The following is a 16,438-nucleotide window of genomic DNA, read 5'->3' as shown; positions in this document are numbered from 1 at the left end:
CAGGGCTACTTCATCGTCAGGAACCGCTGCACCAGCGAGGCCAGCAGCACCGCCAGCAGTGGCAGCGAGAACCAGAAGCTGCTCTGCAGCAGGCGGAGTTGCCGGATCCCCGGCCGCACCGCGACCCGTACCGCCTCCCGGGCCGTGAGGAGCAGGATCAGGGCGACGGCCGCCAGGCCGCCCACCACCGACCACGGCGTCCATGTCACCTGGGGACCGATCGGGCCGGGATCGGCCTTCGCGACCGCGCCCTCCGGTCGTTGCCGCAGCGCGTACATCGTGACGTCGGAGTTGACGAACACCTTCTTCAACTGGTCCCGCCCGTCCAGGTTCTGGAGCAGCCGTTTCTCCCAGGTCGCCGAGTAGCCCACGTCCAGCTGGAGATAGACGACCTGGCTGCGGTTGACCATCAGATACGAGTTGGGGCCCGCGTCCTTGAGCGCCTTCACCAGCCCCGACACCAGCGCCGGGTCGGCCGGTGCGAGCGTCGGCTCGTACCGCACCTTCTCCATGTCCCTGGCGCCCCAGGGCAGCGCCGGTGTCACGTTGTCGAGGAGGTCGTTGCTCAGCCACAGCAGCCGTACGGTCGGATCGTCGTGCGCGTAGACGTAGTTCATCGCGGCGACCTCGCCGGGGCGGGTCCGTTCGAAGGGCTCGTTGCCCCAACGGGCCACCAGGAAGCCGCCCATGAGGACCAGGCCCGCCATCAGCGCCGCCAGTGGAGCGAGGCTGATCCGGTCCCGTTCCCGTTCCTTCGGGGTGACCCCGGTGCGCGGGAAGAGCGCGAGCGCGGCGAGCAGGGCCGCGCCGGGCAGGGCGAACATGAAGACGCGCAGGGCCATTTCACCGCCGTACGACTGCATGCCGAAGCCCAGGAACGGGACGAAGGTGAGGACGAGCAGGGAGCGTTCGCGGTACTTGTGGTCGCGGCGGCGCCACCAGCCGTAGCAGGCGAGGGTCATGACCCCGCCGGCCAGCAGGACGCGCGTGTAGAGGACGAGCTTGTGCGTCGAACTGCCGCCCTGGATACGGCCGGAGACGCTCGACGACACGTTGCCGCCCACTCCGCCCATCCCGCCGAAGAGTTCGTCGAAGTGCCCCGACCAGTACGGCTCGGCCATGAAACCGACCCAGGCCGCGACGATCACGCCGAACAGGATGGGCAGGCCCCGCAGTTCGGACTTCCCGATCAGGACGAGGACTCCCAGCACGCCCAGCATCACGAAGGGCGTCAGCTGGTGTGCCGGGACCGTCGCCGCGAACAGGGCGATCAACACGGCCAGCAGTACGGCCTGTTGGCGGCGGTCGGTCGGCTCGACCTCCGCCTCGCCGGGCCGTACCTTCGCCCACAGCACCCGGGGCGCCCGGAACCACACCAGCAGGATCGCCACGAACACCAGATAGAGGAGATAGGTGAAACCCTGCGGGGAGAAGTAGTCCTGGCCCACCCAGCCGCTCAGTACGAAGATCCACACGCCGGTCCACTTGGCGCGCCAGCTCGCCCGCAGCGAGCGCGTCAGCAGCAACAGCGGTGCGAGGTACAGGAGTTGCATGGTCAGCGGCCACCAGCGGATGACCTCGGTGAGATCACGGACCCCGCAGGCCTTCGCCACGAACGCGGCACCGGCGAAGAAGCCCGGCCAGCTCCAGCGCGCGTCCAGGTCCGGTACGGCGGTCCCGGTCCGGTCGATGTAGTCGATGAACCCGAGGTGCTGCCAGGCCGTCGCGAACCGCGGCTCGGCCTCGATCACCGCGGGCAGCGCGTGCAGCGACACGACGGTCGCGAGCAGCGTGAGGGCCAGCAGCGTCCGGTGTTCCCGGTTCCCCCACAGCAGCGACGCGAACACCACGACCAGCAGCGCGGCCCCGGCCAGCGTCGGCAGCGGCAGTACGGAGACCAGCCCGAGCCCGCCCATCCGGTCCAGGTCCGCCTCGCCGAGACGGGACGCGGGCAGCCAGTACATCAGGAGCGCGGCGATCAGCAGTCCGCCGAGGAACACTCCGCCGCGGGTGGGCCGCAGACGCGCGCGCAGCGAGAGCTGACGCGATGCCGGCGGGGCGGGTGAGGTGTGCGGGGTGCGCAACTCCCGTACGAGGGAAGCCTGTACGGCGCGTACGAGGTCGGCGTCCGCGTCCGCCGGGACGGCGAACTCCTGGGAGGCGTCCTCGGCCGGCAGCCCCAGGGCCTCGGGCCCCACCTGTTTCAGGGCCCAGGTCGGCCTGTGGTCCGCGCGCGGCGCCGGTGTTCCGGTGGGCGGGGTCCCCGGCCCCGGGCGGACGTCCGGGCGGCGTTCCTGGTGGTCGAAGTCGAGATGGACGCCGAGCGGGAGCGTGTCCGAGTCCGGCGAACGCGCTGTCCAGCCCTGTCCGCGCCCCCGGGAGACCGCCGCCAGGTCGGCGAGGTCGCCGTCCGGTGCTGCGTCCTCGGGGACGGGGTCGGCCGGCGCCGCCCTGACCGTCCGGTACAGCCTGGGCGCGGCGAGCGCGACGATCACCGCGAGGGACGAGATCTCCGCGACCCCCGCACCGGTCAGCCCCATCCGGGGAAGCAGCAGCAGCGTCAGACCGAGCACCAGGACGCACAACAGGCCCTGCAGCCAGGCGAGTCCGGCGGTGCGGCTCTGCGCACGCAGCACCGCGAAGTACGTCTCCATGACGACCCGCAGCACCGCGCCGACCGCGAACCAGCGCAGCAGCGAGGTCGCCGCGTCCGCGTAGCCCGAGCCGAAGACAGCCAGGATCCTGGGCGCCCCGAAGAACAGCACCCCCGCGACCGGCAGCATGATCCGCGCCATGCGTTTGAGCGCGGCCCGGGTGTTGGCGGCCAGCCGGGCCGGATCGTGCGAGCCCTCGACGGTCAGGGACGCGCCCATGTTGATGGCGAGCAGGTTGACCGTGCCGCCGATGGTGGTGGTGATGTAGAAGTAGGCGTTGTCGGCGGAGCTGACCTGCGAGGCGACGATCACCGGCACCAGGTAGACCACCGCCAGGGAGAACAGCGACCCCGTGTAGTCCCCCGCCAGGAACCGGCCGATCTCCTTCAGCGTCGGCGGTTCCGCGTGCTCCTCGGTCGCCCTGACGTGCCGGGGCACCAGCCTGCGGAACACCAGCCAGCCGAGCGGAAGCACGGACATGGCGATCGCGGCGACCCACGACACGAAGACACCGCTCGTCGGGATCGCCGCCGCGAAGACGACCAGCAGCCCCAGCTTGACCGCCGAGAACGCCGTGTTGCCGACCGGCACCCACAGCGCGCTGCGCAGCCCGGTCAGCACCCCGTCCTGGAGCGTGAGCAGGTTCCACAGCACGACGGCGCCGACGAACCCGAGGGCGGGCACCGGCCCGTGCAGGAACCGGTACGACGGCCCCCAGCTGTCCAGCGTGAGCAGGAAGACCCCACCTGCCAGCGCCACGATCACCGAACTGCCAGCGTACGTACGGAAGATGAGCCGTCCGGTGCCGCGGCCCGCGACCGGGATGAAGCGGGCCAGCGCGCCCGTCAGCGTCACCGCGGTGAGACCGGCGAGGAGCTTCATCGCGGCGATCGCGGCGGAGCTCTGGCCGACCGCCGACTCGGAGTAGTAGCGGGCGGCGGCCAGCCAGAAGCCGAGCCCGAGCACGGCGGAGATGCCGGTGTTGAGCATCAGCGCGTAGGCGTTGCGGAACAGCTGGCTGCCGCCCCCCTGGCCCCTGCCGAGGCCGGGCAGCCGCAGCCGCCGCCCCGGACGCTGCTCAGGTGTCTGGGCCCCGAGAGTTCCGGCGGCCTCGGTCTCGGGTGTGGTCGTCGTGTCAGACACGGGAACGGCTGGCCTTCCGGCGGACCTGACGTGCTCTGCGGACGATGGCGTACCCCTTGGTGAGGGCGCGATCCCGGGCGAAGTTCTGGGCGATCGCGCGGCCCTCGATCAGCCGCTCGAACTCCTGGATGCCGGTGCTGTGGCGCACGGTGACGCGCCGCAGGGCGTACGGCCCCTGTGCCCGGCGCGCCAGGCCGTTGCCGACGGCGAGCGCCTGCGCGAACCCGGCCTCGCGGACAGCGGTGCGCACCCGGCGGCTGGAGTAGCCGTAGGGATAGGCGAACGACACGGGCACCGCGCCCAGTTCGTCCGCGACGATCTCCCTGCAGCGCGCCAGCTCGAAGCGCAGCGCGTCGCCGTCGAGCTGGTCGAGCTCCGGGTGAGTGTGGCTGTGGCCGCCGATCTCGACGCCCGCGTCCGCGAGTTCGCGCACCTGGTCCCAGTCCAGCATCGTGTCGAGGGCGCCGCCGGAGCAGTGCACGCCCCGGAGCCAGCCCGTGGAGACGAACAGCGAGGCGGGGAAGCCGTGTTGGGCCAGTACCGGCAGCGCGTGCCGGTGCACCCCCTCGTAGCCGTCGTCGAAGGTGATCAGGACGGGCTGCGGGGGCAGCACCCGCTCCATCGAGAACGGGCGGCGCCAGGAGGCGGCCAGTTGGGCCGTGGTGACCGGATGGAAGTCCCGGTTCGCGAGCAGCGCCATCTGCTCGGCGAACGCCTCGGGCGTCACCGAGAGGGTGCGTGTGGGGGGACTGGGCGTCCGGGTGACCGAGTGGTACATCAGGACGGGCACGGACGCGTTCATGTCGTACCTCCTTCGACGCGCCGCTCGATCTCCACGACCGTGAACGTGGCCCCGCCCCGGCGGGCCCGCAGGCTCCCCAGGACGTACCCGCCCGCCGCCGTCAGTACCCCGGCGACGATCGCGCCCGCCCGGCCCGCCCCGCCCGGCCGGGCCATCAGGGCGTCGCGCACACCGCGCGCGACCCCGGCGGGCAGCACCCGGGTGGTGTACCGGCGTTCGGACTCAAGTCCCTTGTCCGCGCCCACACTTCGGGCGACCAGCGCCTTCGACAGACCTTCGGCGTAGGCGCGGGTGCGGAAGTACCCGAAGTGCTCGCGGGCCTCGGGCACCCGGTGGTGGATCACCGCACGGTCGTCGATCAGCAGCACCGCGTCGGGCCTGGCCCGGGTGAGCCGGATGCACAGCTCCGTCTCCTCGCAGCCCAGCGGCCGTTTGTCGCCGTCCCGGCCGATACCGGTGGCGAAACCGCCGGCCGCGTCGAAGGCCGTACGCCGGAAGGAGGCGTTCCCGCCGAGCACGTTGCGGACCCGCACCCGCCCCGGCGGCAGCCCCTTGTACGTGCAGCCCACCACCCAGTCGAACTCCTCGGGGAACCAGGCCGGCCGGCGGCCCGACGCCCAGATCGGCACCGTACGGCCGCCGACGGCCATCACCAGGGGGTCCGTGTACCCCTCGGCGAAGTGGCGCAGCCAGTCCCGTTCGGCCACGGCGTCGTCGTCGAGGAAGGCGATGATCCCTCCGTGCGAGGCGGCGATCCCGGTGTTGCGGCCTGCCGACAGGCCGCGCGGGCCCGCGTTGGCGAGCACCCGTACCTCGTCGGTCTCCTTGTACTCCTTGGCCAGCCGCTCCAGAAGAGCCTGGTTGTGGTCAACAACCAGGAGTGTCTCCAGAGCCGGCCGTGACTGCGCCCGCACCGAGGCGACCGCCGCGAGGATGTCCTCCCAACGGTCCTCGGTGTAGACGCAGACGACCACCGAGACGTCCCTCTCGTTCAAGACACCTCTCCCCGGCTCGCGCTGAGCACGCGGGAGTGCGAACGGCCGCGCAGGGCGCGCCGGTTGGAGCGCTCCTTCAGGATCACCCGCAGGACACGCAGTCCGTCGTGCACGGCCCGCAGATTGCTCGTCCCGTGGATCCTGAGGTACTCGTGGCTCGGGATCTCCTGCACCTTGAGCCCTGCCTTGACCACCCGGATGTTGATCAGGGTCTCGATCTCGAAGCCGGTGCAGTCGAGGTCGATCTTGTCGAGGCAGTGCCGCCAGAACGCGTTGTAGCCGTAGCAGAGATCGGTGTAGCGGGCGCCGAACTTCTTGTTGACGACCGTGCACAGCGCCCAGTTGCCGAGCTTGCGGACGGGAGTCATGTCGTCGGTGCCGCCACCGTTGGCGAAGCGGGAGCCCTTGGCGAAGTCGGCGCCCGAGACGAGCGCGGAGACGTACGACACGATCTCCTCGCCGTCCGCCGAGCCGTCCGCGTCGACCATCACGATGATGTCGCCGGTGCAGGCCTCGAACCCGGTGATCAGGGCGTCCCCCTTGCCCTTGCCCTGCTGCTCCACGACCTTGACGTCGGGCCACAGCCCGCGGGCGACCTCGACGGTGTCGTCGGTCGAGTTGCCGTCGACCAGGACCACTTCGTGGATCCAGTCGGGCAGCGTCTTGAAGACGTACGGCAGGTTCTCCGCCTCGTTCATGGCGGGGATCACCACACTCACCGGTGGCGCGATCGCCAGGTGGGAGGAGATCGGCCGGTACCCGTCGGCCGTGATCGGTTTCTGGTCGGCGATCGCGGGCTCCTGACCCGGTATCGCCGGTCGCAGAACGGAACTCATGAGTCTTGTCCCTCTCGTCCGGTGGACCGCCCTCCCCAGGGCGGCCCGGCTCTTTGTCCGGTTCGAAAGGGGGGTTCTCACTTACGGCATGCGAATGGATCCTCCGTATCGGTCTTCTGGTGTCTCATGTGCATGCCGGGTGAGCTGGCAAAACTGGCCGAACACCCCTGCGGGTGGTCGGTTTCGCGGCACGGCCCGGCGGAACTCGCCTCCCCCGAGCACGGCACCCCCCTACCGCGTCCCGCTCCGACGGTCGTCGTGGACCCTGAGCCCTCCCCTGAGTCACAGGACGACGTACCGATGCGGGTGAGATGTACGACGGTATTGACGATTACGCCCTTATGGCAAGAGCTGAAACAAGGTCACCCGTTTTTGTTGGTTTGACCGTTACGCAACTACTTTGATCCATTTTTGGAACGGAGCTGCCCCATCCGTTTCAGCGCCCTGTCCGCCGGCTCGAAGAGCTCCGGCCGGGACAGCACCACATTGCGCAGCGCCCGCACCGGAGCGCGCCGCGCCCGGTGCCCGACCGCCACCGGATGGCGTCGTGTCACCCATCCCTCGGACACCATGAGTTCACGGGTCTTCAGGGAGTCCTTGTACTCCTTCTGCCCCCGGCCCAGATCGAGGTACGCGATCCCGTCGGCGGCAGCCGCCTCGGCCATCCGCAGATGCAGGATCAGCCCCGGCGAGTACTTCGCGTACGCCGGGTCGTACGCCGGGAACCAGCAGGCCAGCACGCGTTCCGTACGCAGCCCGAAGTGGGCGGCGACCGGCTTGCCGCCGGCGTAGAGCACCGACAGGACGCCCGCGAACGGGTCGGAACGGGTGTGGAACAGCTGCTCCACGAGCCGGGTGATCCAGGGATGCGCGAACCGGTCGCTGCGTCCGGTCCTGCGGTACTGGGCGGACTTCCATGCCATCAGTACGGCCAGCGCCTCGGGATCGCGCTCGTCGTGGACGTAGCGGATCTCGCCGGCGTCCCGGCCGAGCCTGCGCTCCTTGGCGAGCGTCGTGCGCGTGAACTTGGGCGAGCGCGCCCGGAGGCCGGCCAGATAGGCCTCGTACCCCTGGTCGACGTCCATCACCGGCGACGGGAAGGTGCCGGAGGCCCCGGCCTCGAACGGTGCCTGGCCGCCCACCAGATGGTCGAACTCCCACACCGCGAGCCCGCAGTCCCGCAGCAACTCCCGTGCGTCCCAGGCGAATCCGGGGCGGTGCACCAGCCCCTGGCAGTCGGAGACGCCGAGCCCGATCGCCCGGCCGACGCCGGCGGTGGATCTCTGGAACGGGAAGAACGCGGCCGGCTCCCCGTCCTCGTGGAGCACCGCGATACGTACGCCACGTCTGCAGCGGCCGACGGCGAGCGTGAACTCCGGGGACAGGAAGGGGTTCGCCAGTCCGGGCGTGCCGTGCAGATGGGCCTTGGCCTGCAGCGCCGTCCAGGCGGCCCGGTCCGCGGCGGTCAGTTCGCCGGGGCGGTGCACGGTGAGGGTCACGTCGGGGGCCGGATCACGAGCAGCGTCACCAGCCACGTCACCAGCCGCATCACCAGCCACGTCAGGAGGTCCGTCTTCTCGCCGTACGGCCGCGCCGTCGCCGTACCAGAACCAGCAGGAGGATCAGCGAGCTGATCACGGTCACGGTCACGACTCCACCGCGGACCGACCAGCGGTGTGTGGCCAACATGCCCTGGGCGACCAGGAGATCGAGGGCGACCGCCGCCGCCACGGAGGTCACGATCCGGCCGAACGGCTCCAGGCCGCGCAGGGCGGCTCCCACGGCGAACGCCGGTGCGGCGAGGAGGAAGAACAGGGTGAAGGGGCCGCGCAGCGGTGAGGCGGTGTCGGTCAGCGCGAGGCCCGCACCGACGGCCGCGACGGCCACGGACACGCCCGTGAGCAGCGGGAACAGGTCCTTTCCCGGCCCCTGTTCCGACGGCTCACCGTTACCCGATCCGTTACCCGGTCCGCTGCCCGATCCGCTCCCGGACGCAGGTGGCTTGATGCGTATGGTCTGCATTGGCGACTTTGCCCCCCGACGCGCCGGATGCCGGGCTTCAATGTCGCGCAGCGGGACGGGCCAGTCAAGAGACGAGTTCCCCGGAGGCGCCGGCTGCCTCCGGGGAACGGTCCTTCACAAGTGCTACGGGACGAGCTTCAGCAGACGGTTCGGGGAACCGGTGCCCGGGCTGGTGACGACGCCCGTGGTGGCGCCGCCCGTGAGAGCCGTGGCGACCTGTGCCGGGGTGGCGGAGGTGTGGCCCGCGAGGTAGACGGCCGCGGCGCCCGCGACGTGCGGGGTGGCCATCGACGTACCGGAGATCGTGTTGGTCGCGGTGTCGCTGGTGTTCCAGCCGGCCGTGATCGACGAACCCGGGGCGAAGATGTCCAGGACCGAGCCGAAGTTGGAGTAGCTGGCCCGGGCGTCCGTGCTGGTGGTGGCGCCGACCGTGATGGCCGCCGCGACCCGGGCGGGGGAGTAGGAGGAGGCGTTGGCGCTGCTGTTGCCGGCCGCGATCGCGTAGGTCACGCCGCTGGCTATGGAGTTGGAGACGGCCGTGTCCAGGGAGGTCGAGGCGCCGCCGCCGAGGGACATGTTGGCGACCGAGGGGCCGCTGTGGTTCGCGGTCACCCAGTCGATGCCCGCGATGACACCGGCGGTGGTGCCGGAGCCCGCGTTGTCGAGCACGCGGACCGCCACGATCCTCGCCGCCTTGGCGACACCGTAGGTCGAGCCGGCGATGGTGGTGGCGACGTGCGTGCCGTGGCCGTTGCCGTCCTGAGCGACGTTGTCGCCGTCCACGGCGTCGTAGCCGTTGGTGGCCCGGCCGCTGATCTGGGAGTGCGTGATGCGTACGCCGGTGTCGATGACGTACGCCGTCACTCCGGCCCCCGCGGTGTCCGGGTAGGTGTAGGTGCCGGACAGTGGCAGGGCGGCCTGGTCGATGCGGTCGAGGCCCCAGGGGGCGCTGGACTGCGTGGCGTCGACGTGCACCGTCTGGTTCTGCTCGACGGTGGCTACCGCGGGGTCGGCGGCGAGTCTGCGGGCCTCGGCCGCGGAAAGGGTCGCCGTGTAGCCGTTCAGCGCGGTGCTGAACGTCTTCCGCACCGTGCCGCCGTACTCGTTGATCAGGCTCTTGCCCGCGCTCGACGCGGACTTGAGGCCCGCCGTCTTCTTGAGCGTGACGATGTAGCTGTCCTTGACGGCTGTGGGGGAGCCGGCGGCCAGCACCTTGCCCTCGGCGGGTGCCGGGGCTGCCTGGGCGGGGAGTGCGGTGAATCCGCCGACGAGAGCGGCGGCTGCCACGACGGTGGTCGCGGCGGTCCTGATCTTCTTGCTGCGCAGTTGTGCCATTACGAGGGAGTCCTCCTCTTAGGCAGCACACGCCTGGATACGGGCGTGTCTGTGGGGGGCGCCCGCTGGCGCGGGCACAGTCCGGAGCGTCACGTTCCGACCGGGCTGAGGTAAAGACTCGGTCATGAAGGGGAGTTGCTCAAGAGGCTGAGCGGCTTGTCACATGCATGTCATGAACAGGCAATCGAACGAAACGTGAACGCCGGTGATCCGGCCCCTTAGGGGCGGAAAAGTCTTGGCATGGACACTTCCGATCAATACGCGGCGTTGGTACGAACGTTGTGGCAGAGATCCTGCTAAAGGAGGTTCCATGAGACGTTCCCGAATTACGGCATACGTGACCTCGCTCCTCCTCGCCACCGGCGCCGCCCTCACCGGGGCCACGTCCGCGCAGGCGTCCCAACTCGCCGCCCCCACCGGCTATGTGGCCCTCGGAGACTCCTACTCCTCGGGAGTCGGATCCGGCAGCTATATCAGTTCCAGCGGCGACTGCAAGCGCAGCACCAAGGCCTACCCGTACCTCTGGGCGGCCGCCCACTCACCCTCCACCTTCGACTTCACCGCTTGCTCGGGCGCCCGAACGGGTGATGTTCTGGCGAACCAGCTGACCCCGCTCGGCTCCACCACGGGACTCGTCTCGATCAGCGTCGGCGGCAACGACGCGGGCTTCGCCGACGTCATGACGACCTGTGTGCTCCAGTCCGACAGCTCCTGCCTCGCCCGCATCAACACCGCGAAGGCGTACGTCGACTCGACCCTCCCCGGTCGGCTCGACACCGTGTACGACGCCATCACCTCACGGGCGCCGGCCGCCCACGTGGTCGTCCTGGGCTACCCGCGCTTCTACAAGCTCGGCCAGGCCTGCCTCGGCCTCTCCGAGACCAAGCGCTCCGCGATCAACAGCGCGTCCGACTATCTGAACAGCGCGCTCGCCAAACGGGCGGCGGACCACGGCTTCACCTTCGGTGACGTCAAGCCGGCCTTCACCGGTCACGAGCTCTGCTCGGGCAGCTCGTGGCTGCACAGCCTCAACCTGCTCAACATCGGTGAGTCCTACCACCCGACGGCCGCCGGACAGTCGGGCGGCTATCTGCCGGCGTTCACCGGCACCGCCTGACCGGGCCGGGCCCCCGCCCCCTCAGGGCGTACCGGTGGAAGTGTCACTGGGAGAGGAGACCCCGTCGTCCGGAGGGGTCTCCTTCTCGCAAGTCACCGAGAACGGCACGGAGTTGGACTTCGCGTTCACCGGGTCGCGGACCTCCACTCCGATCGCGTTCTCGATCGTCCCGCTCTCGTCGTACGTCGTCACGAAGACCTTGTTCTCCTTGGTCTTCCCGCCGCCCGCCGGGAACGACAGCGTCCGCCAGCCCTGTTCGGGTGCGTCGCCCGTCTCCGTCACCCAACGGTAGGAGACCTTCGTGGGCACGTTGCCCACCGTGAAGGTCGCCGTGAAGCCGGGTGCCTCGGCGTCGGGCGGCGGACAGGTCCCCGAGTAGTCGGTGCCGGAGCCGGTGACATGGACCTCGACGGTCTGCGCCGGCTGCGAGGACGCGCCACCGTCGCCGCTCGGGGTGGCGCTCTTCTCGTCGTCGGATTCGCTGGGGCTGTTCTTCGGCGAACTCGCGTCGCCCGTACCGGGGTTGCTCTGCTGGGTGCTGCTCCCGGCGCCGGTGTTGTCCCCGCCCTTGTCGCGGTTCAGCAGCGTGTACGTCAGTCCGGCCACCGCCAGTGCGACGGCGGCGAGGCCCGCGACCAGGACGACGGCCGCCCGGCGGTTGCGGGCCGGTTCGGCGGTGCGGGTCGCATAGGTGTCGGGCGGCGGTGAGGCGTCCCAACTCGCCGCCGCGGGAACGGGCATCGGCCGAGGGAGCGTCGGCGGGTGCTGAGGGAAGCCCGCCCCGGTCGTCGGCGTGTAGGGGACCGTCGGTCCGGTGTCCCCGCGCACGGGGCCCGTCCCGGAAAGCGTGCCGCCGGCCCCGATGATCCGCAGATCGTGCTCGGCCTGCTCGGCGGTGACACGGTCGGCCGGATCCTTGCGCAGCAGCCCCTCGATGACCGGCGTCAGCGGCCCCGCCCTGAGCGGCAGCGGCAACTCCTCGTCCACGATGGCCCGCAGGGTGCTGAGCGGGGTGTTCTGCCGGAAGGGGGAGTTGCCCTCGACCGCCGCGTACAACAGCACGCCCAGTGACCACAGGTCGGACTCGGGGCCGGGGGTGCGCCCCAACGCCCGCTCGGGCGCGAGGAATTCGGGGGAGCCGATGAGCTCGCCGGTCATGGTGAGGGCCGAGCTGCCCTCGACCGTCGCGATACCGAAGTCGGTGAGCACCACCCGGCCGTCGTTGGACAGCAGCACGTTGGCCGGCTTCACGTCCCGGTGCAGCACCCCGGCCTCGTGCGCGGCCCGCAGCGCGGCGAGCACCTCGGCGCCGATGTGCGCGGCCCGCTGGGGGGACAGCGGCCCCTCGGCGTTCAGCTGATCGGCGAGCGAGAGCCCGCGGACCACCTCCATGACGATCCAGGGCCGGCCGTCCTCGGTCGCCACGTCGTACACCGTCACGACGTTCCGGTTGGAGACGCGGGCGGCGGCCCAGGCCTCGCGCTCCAGCCGGGCGTACAGCCGCTCGATCTCGGAGTTCGGGAGTCCGGCGGGCGCGCGCACCTCCTTGACGGCGACCTCGCGGTACAGCAACTCGTCACGGGCCAGCCACACCGTGCCCATGCCGCCCTCGCCGAGCGGTGAGAGCAATCGGTAGCGTCCCGCGATCAGACGTTCACTGCCGCCTGGTTCCTCGGACACTGGCGTCCCCCCGTCGCAGCCGCGCGTTCACGGATTCCGTCTCATTGCACGCCGGTTTTCTGCACTCCGCCTGATTTCTTCCCAAAAGTAGCTCAGCCGAGCGCGGAAGCCGCCCCCTTGAGTACCAATCCGATGCCCAGCGCGACAACGAGAAACGCGGACGCCAGCGGCGCGGTACGCCGTACGAGCGCGACCATCGGCCCTCCGGCGAGCCCCGGACGCCGGTCCAGCAGCCGGTTCGCCCCGCTGCCCAGCCGTACGACGAGGAACCCGGCCCCGGTGAGGGTCAGCGCGAGCCCGACCCCGTAGGCCAGCACGAGCAGGAACCCGAACCACGCCTTCCCCAGCGCGGCGGCACCGACCAGCACGACCACCGCCGAGGGGCTCGGCACCAGCCCACCGGCGAACCCGAGGAGGATCGTGCCGCGCAGGGTGGGTGCGACGTCATGCGTGTGGGTGAAGCCGCCGTGGGTGTGTTCGAGGGTGGTGGAGGCGTGCTTGTGCTTGCGGTCGTGGTGCTCGTGGGTCTCGTGGGAGTGGTCGTGCCCGTGCCCGTGCCCGTGATCGTGCTGGTGGTCGTGGTCGTGGTCGTGGTCGTGGTCGTGGTCGTGCGCGTGTGCGGGAGCCGCGGCGGGTGCGGCCGCGAGAGCGGTGGCTGTGTGCGCGTTCGACGCGTGGGCGAGGACCAGTTCGCGTGCCGGGGCCTTGTCGGCGACGTGGGTGTGGCTGTGGGGGTGCTCGTGACCGTGGTCGTGATCATGGGAGTGACCGTGGTCGTGGTCGTGGTGGTCGTGACCGTGGTCGTCGTGCGGATGAGGGTGCGGATCGGCGGCGAGGTGTGTGCGCTCGTGTGCGCGCTGGCGCCAGGCCCGCCATGTGAGGGTCAGGCCCGCACCCGTCACCAGCACACCGCTCGCCGCGCCCAGCCAGGCGATCACCGAGGGCGCCGCCGCCGAACCGGCCGTCACCAGCAGGCCCAGGGCGACCACGCCCAGCGTGTGGGTGACCGTCACCGAGGCGGCCAGCGGCATGACGTCGCGCAGCCGGGCCTTGCCGCCCCGGGCGGCCGCCGTGGCCGCCATCAGGGTCTTGCCGTGGCCCGGGGCGAGCGCGTGCATCGCACCGAGGAAGACCGCGATGACCAGGGCCAGCGCGGCGAAGCCGATCGTCAGGTCGTGCCGGGCCACCAGGGAGTCCAGCGCGCGCGTCCAGCGGTCGGCGCCGCGCGGCAGCACGGAGGAGGCCGGGGCGGCCTTCTCGCCGCTCTCGACGAGGGCCGGCCCGCCCGGCCTCACCCGCAGGGCGGCCGTCGCGGTGTCGGCCGGTGAGGAGAGCAACTCCTTCGGATAGCTGGTCAGTTCGCCGGAGACCGACTTCTGCGACACGTCGGACTCGGCGAGCGTCATCCGGTCGCCGCGCGCGGTGATCTCCCGCCAGCCGGGGCCCGACTCGATGCCCGCGCTGTGGAAGCCGAGGGAAACGGTGTCCCCTTCGGCGACCTCGGGGAGGGCGGCCGTGAGCCCGCACTCCACGCGCAGGGTGTTGAGGCCGGCCTGACCGGGCCGTGTGCTCGCCTTGGCGCTGCCGACGGACAGGGGGACCGTACGGCCCGCGACGGTGACCGTGCTGCCCTTCGCGGCGGTCGCGCACCGCTGTTCGGCCCAGTCGGTCAGACCCAGCTTCTTGATGTCGGGCTTGGCCTGGGTCGCCGGGATCTCGGCGAGGTCCTCGACATGGGCGACCCGGAGCTGTCCCGGGGCGACGACGAGACCGTCGTACCGGTTGACGGTGAAGTTGCCGAGCGGATGCGCGCTCGCGGCGCCGGCGGGAACCAGCACGAGCGCGCAGGCTGCCGTGAACAGGGCGGCGCCGGAGGCGGCCACACGACGGGGCTTCACTTCGCCGCCTCCAGGGTCTTGAGAGCCGTACGGGCCTTCTGGGCGCCCAACGGGGAGAAACCGGGGTTGAGTTCGAGGGCGGCGGAGAGCGAGGCGCGGGCTTCCTTCGGGTGGCCCGTGGCCTGCTCGATCATGCCGCGGTGGTAGAGGAAGGAGGCGTTGCGGTAGCCGGTCGCGGTGGCGCGGCGGGCGTACGGGAGGGCTTCCTTGTCGTGGCCGTTGACGTGCAGGGCCCACGCGAGGGCGTCGGCCGTGTGCACGGTCTCGCGGCGCGCCCACTCGGCGCGGGCCGCCCGCAGCGCCGACTTCTTGTCGCCGTGGTCGGCGGCGGCGAGCGCGGTGTCCAGGTCGGCGTTGACGCCGTTGGCGCGGGCGATGGCCGTCCAGGCGTTGACCAGTGCGTACTGGTCGTGGGCCTTGGCCAAGTCGCCCTCGCCGCCCCGGACTTCGTACAGCTCGCCGAGTTCGACGAGCGGACCGGGCAGCGGATAGCGGGAGACGACGTCCTCCATGCCCTTGATCGCACCGGCCCGGTCGCCGTCGGCGAACTGGGCGCGGGAGCGGCCCTCCAACGCCGGGAGGTAGGCGTCGTCGGCGGCCAGGGCACGGGCGTAGAACTCCAGGGCGGACTTGTACTGGCCCTGGTTCCAGGCGAGTTGCCCGAGCGCGGTGGACACGTAGGCGATGTCACCGCGTGAGGTGGCGGAGGCGAGCGCCTGCTCCAGCACCCGCCGGGCGACGGTGACCTCGCCGCGCAGCTCACGCACGTACGCGTACCGGGTGAAGACAGGCACCCCGGGCCGCTTGGCGTCGGCCTCGTCGGTGGCCTTCAACGCCTCGTCGTAGCGCCCGAGTTCGACCAGGGCGTCGATACGGGTGGACAGGGCGCGCTCGCTGTAGGGGTTCTGCGCGAGGGCCTGGTCCGAGTACTTGAGGGCACCGGGAAAGTCATGGCGGGCGGCGGCGAGGGCGGCACGCCCGGCGAGAGCGGGGTCGTTGTCGGGCATCAGCTCGAGGGACCGGGCCAGGGCCTGCTGGGCCTGCGGATACCGGGAGGGGTCACCCTTGGTGCGGGCCTGCTCGACATAGGCGAGGCCGAGCGTCGCCCAGCTGCCGTAGTCCTTGGGCTGCGCCCGGAGATGCGCCTGAAGGGAGGCGATGCTCGCGCCGATGTCCCCGCTCGCGAGCAGCGCGGGAGACATGGCGGCCGGCGCCGACGAGACGGTGGCCGCACCGCTCCCGTCCCGAAGGGCGCCCAGCACCACGGCTCCGGCGGTGAACGCCACCGCCAACGCGGCGGCACAGGCCCCGAGTTGCACCGCCCGCCACCGCCGCGACGACTCCCCGAGCCGCCGAACAGCGGCGACGCGCTCGTCGGAGGGCACCTCGGGCGAGGCCTCGGTACCGTCCGCCTCAGCGACGCCGGGCGCGAGGTCGGCCGCCGCTGCCTTTTCGGTCTCCGGCGTCTCCTGGGGATCCGCCGTGCCCCCGGCATCCGTCCCGGCGGAGGGACCGGTGCCGGCGGCCGGGGTGATGGAACCCGGGCCCGGCTCAGTGTCGTTTGTGGCGGAGCCCGGTGTGTGGGTGGGCCTGGTGTCGCCCGTCTCGGCGACGGGTGGTGCGGGTACCGCGGTCGGGGCGCCGGTCGGTGTGGAGCTGTCCGGACCGGCCACGTCCGTTCCGTCCGGGCCGGACAGCTTTGCGCCGGGGCGCCCGTCGGTGCCGTCGGAATCCTCCGTGTCGAGGATGTCGGCAGCCCCCGCCGTGTCGGTCGGCCGGGGGCCGAGCTCACGGCCCGGTCGCGTGAGCGGCGGCTGCGGCGCCTGCTCGCGGTCCGGTGCGTTGTCGTTCGTACGCGGGGGCATGCCCTCTCCTCAAGGTCCTGGGCGGGTCATCTTCGGGGAACTGCTGTCAACCGCCCGGGTGGGGCCGGAAGTTGACGGGGTGTGACGCGGC

11 protein-coding genes are annotated in these 16,438 nt (G+C 71.3%); 1 reads left to right on the top strand and 10 read right to left on the bottom strand.

Annotated features, from left to right (window positions below):
• Window positions 1-5: 5 nt before the first annotated feature.
• The 7 genes from OG241_RS12285 to OG241_RS12255 all read right to left on the bottom strand — a co-directional run bounded on the left by OG241_RS12285 (window position 6) and on the right by OG241_RS12255 (window position 9,787).
• Window positions 6-3,797 carry a lipopolysaccharide biosynthesis protein gene (locus OG241_RS12285; RefSeq protein WP_405815287.1) on the bottom strand — a complete coding sequence of 1,264 codons (3,792 nt, stop codon included), beginning with the start codon at window positions 3,795-3,797 and terminating at the stop codon, window positions 6-8.
• Window positions 3,790-4,599 carry a polysaccharide deacetylase family protein gene (locus OG241_RS12280; protein WP_405815286.1) on the bottom strand — a complete coding sequence of 270 codons (810 nt, stop codon included), beginning with the start codon at window positions 4,597-4,599 and terminating at the stop codon, window positions 3,790-3,792. The genes OG241_RS12285 and OG241_RS12280 overlap by 8 nt, the downstream gene beginning before the upstream one ends.
• Window positions 4,596-5,594, bottom strand: a complete 999-nt coding sequence (locus OG241_RS12275) for a glycosyltransferase family 2 protein (protein ID WP_405815285.1) — start codon at window positions 5,592-5,594, stop codon at window positions 4,596-4,598. The genes OG241_RS12280 and OG241_RS12275 overlap by 4 nt, the downstream gene beginning before the upstream one ends.
• Window positions 5,591-6,430, bottom strand: a complete 840-nt coding sequence (locus OG241_RS12270) for a glycosyltransferase family 2 protein (protein WP_405815283.1) — start codon at window positions 6,428-6,430, stop codon at window positions 5,591-5,593. The genes OG241_RS12275 and OG241_RS12270 overlap by 4 nt, the downstream gene beginning before the upstream one ends.
• Window positions 6,431-6,825: 395 nt before the next feature.
• Window positions 6,826-7,965: a GNAT family N-acetyltransferase gene (locus OG241_RS12265; RefSeq protein WP_405815282.1), complete on the bottom strand. Its 1,140-nt coding sequence runs from the start codon at window positions 7,963-7,965 to the stop codon at window positions 6,826-6,828.
• 25 nt (window positions 7,966-7,990) lie between these two features.
• Window positions 7,991-8,323 (bottom strand): hypothetical protein, encoded by a 333-nt coding sequence (locus OG241_RS12260; protein WP_405815280.1) that lies wholly within the window; start codon window positions 8,321-8,323, stop codon window positions 7,991-7,993.
• A 252-nt stretch (window positions 8,324-8,575) separates the two neighbouring features.
• A complete protein-coding gene (locus tag OG241_RS12255) occupies window positions 8,576-9,787 on the bottom strand; it encodes a S8 family peptidase (RefSeq protein WP_405815279.1) in 1,212 nt (403 codons plus the stop codon).
• 310 nt (window positions 9,788-10,097) lie between these two features.
• On the opposite strand from OG241_RS12255, the gene OG241_RS12250 reads away from it, so the two are divergent.
• Window positions 10,098-10,904, top strand: a complete 807-nt coding sequence (locus OG241_RS12250) for an SGNH/GDSL hydrolase family protein (protein ID WP_405815277.1) — start codon at window positions 10,098-10,100, stop codon at window positions 10,902-10,904.
• 21 nt (window positions 10,905-10,925) lie between these two features.
• Here the strand turns inward: OG241_RS12250 and OG241_RS12245 are convergent, their stop codons facing one another.
• The 3 genes from OG241_RS12245 to OG241_RS12235 all read right to left on the bottom strand — a co-directional run bounded on the left by OG241_RS12245 (window position 10,926) and on the right by OG241_RS12235 (window position 16,347).
• The gene (locus OG241_RS12245) at window positions 10,926-12,584 is read right to left on the bottom strand and encodes a serine/threonine-protein kinase (RefSeq protein WP_405815276.1); all 1,659 of its coding nucleotides are present in this window, start codon (window positions 12,582-12,584) and stop codon (window positions 10,926-10,928) included.
• A gap of 92 nt (window positions 12,585-12,676) precedes the next feature.
• A complete protein-coding gene (locus OG241_RS12240; protein WP_405815275.1) occupies window positions 12,677-14,482 on the bottom strand; it encodes a sulfite exporter TauE/SafE family protein in 1,806 nt (601 codons plus the stop codon).
• Window positions 14,479-16,347: a tetratricopeptide repeat protein gene (locus OG241_RS12235; RefSeq protein WP_405815274.1), complete on the bottom strand. Its 1,869-nt coding sequence runs from the start codon at window positions 16,345-16,347 to the stop codon at window positions 14,479-14,481. Before OG241_RS12235 ends, OG241_RS12240 begins: the two co-directional genes overlap by 4 nt.
• Between the last annotated feature and the right edge of the window lie 91 nt (window positions 16,348-16,438).

Origin of the sequence: Streptomyces sp. NBC_01390 (assembly GCF_045040105.1) — a bacterium.
Taxonomy (GTDB): Bacteria; Actinomycetota; Actinomycetes; order Streptomycetales; family Streptomycetaceae; genus Streptomyces.
Note: the sequence above shows the minus strand (reverse complement) of the source record. Positions and strands in the feature narration are given on the sequence as shown.

Bases quoted from the DNA above. Each gene is read 5' to 3' on its own strand.
- OG241_RS12250 (WP_405815277.1), top strand. From the start codon at position 10,098: ATGAGACGTTCCCGAATTACGGCATACGTGACCTCGCTCCTCCTCGCC.
- OG241_RS12255 (WP_405815279.1), bottom strand. From the start codon at position 9,787: ATGGCACAACTGCGCAGCAAGAAGATCAGGACCGCCGCGACCACCGTC.
- OG241_RS12270 (WP_405815283.1), bottom strand. From the start codon at position 6,430: ATGAGTTCCGTTCTGCGACCGGCGATACCGGGTCAGGAGCCCGCGATC.
- OG241_RS12235 (WP_405815274.1), bottom strand. From the start codon at position 16,347: ATGCCCCCGCGTACGAACGACAACGCACCGGACCGCGAGCAGGCGCCG.
- OG241_RS12280 (WP_405815286.1), bottom strand. From the start codon at position 4,599: ATGAACGCGTCCGTGCCCGTCCTGATGTACCACTCGGTCACCCGGACG.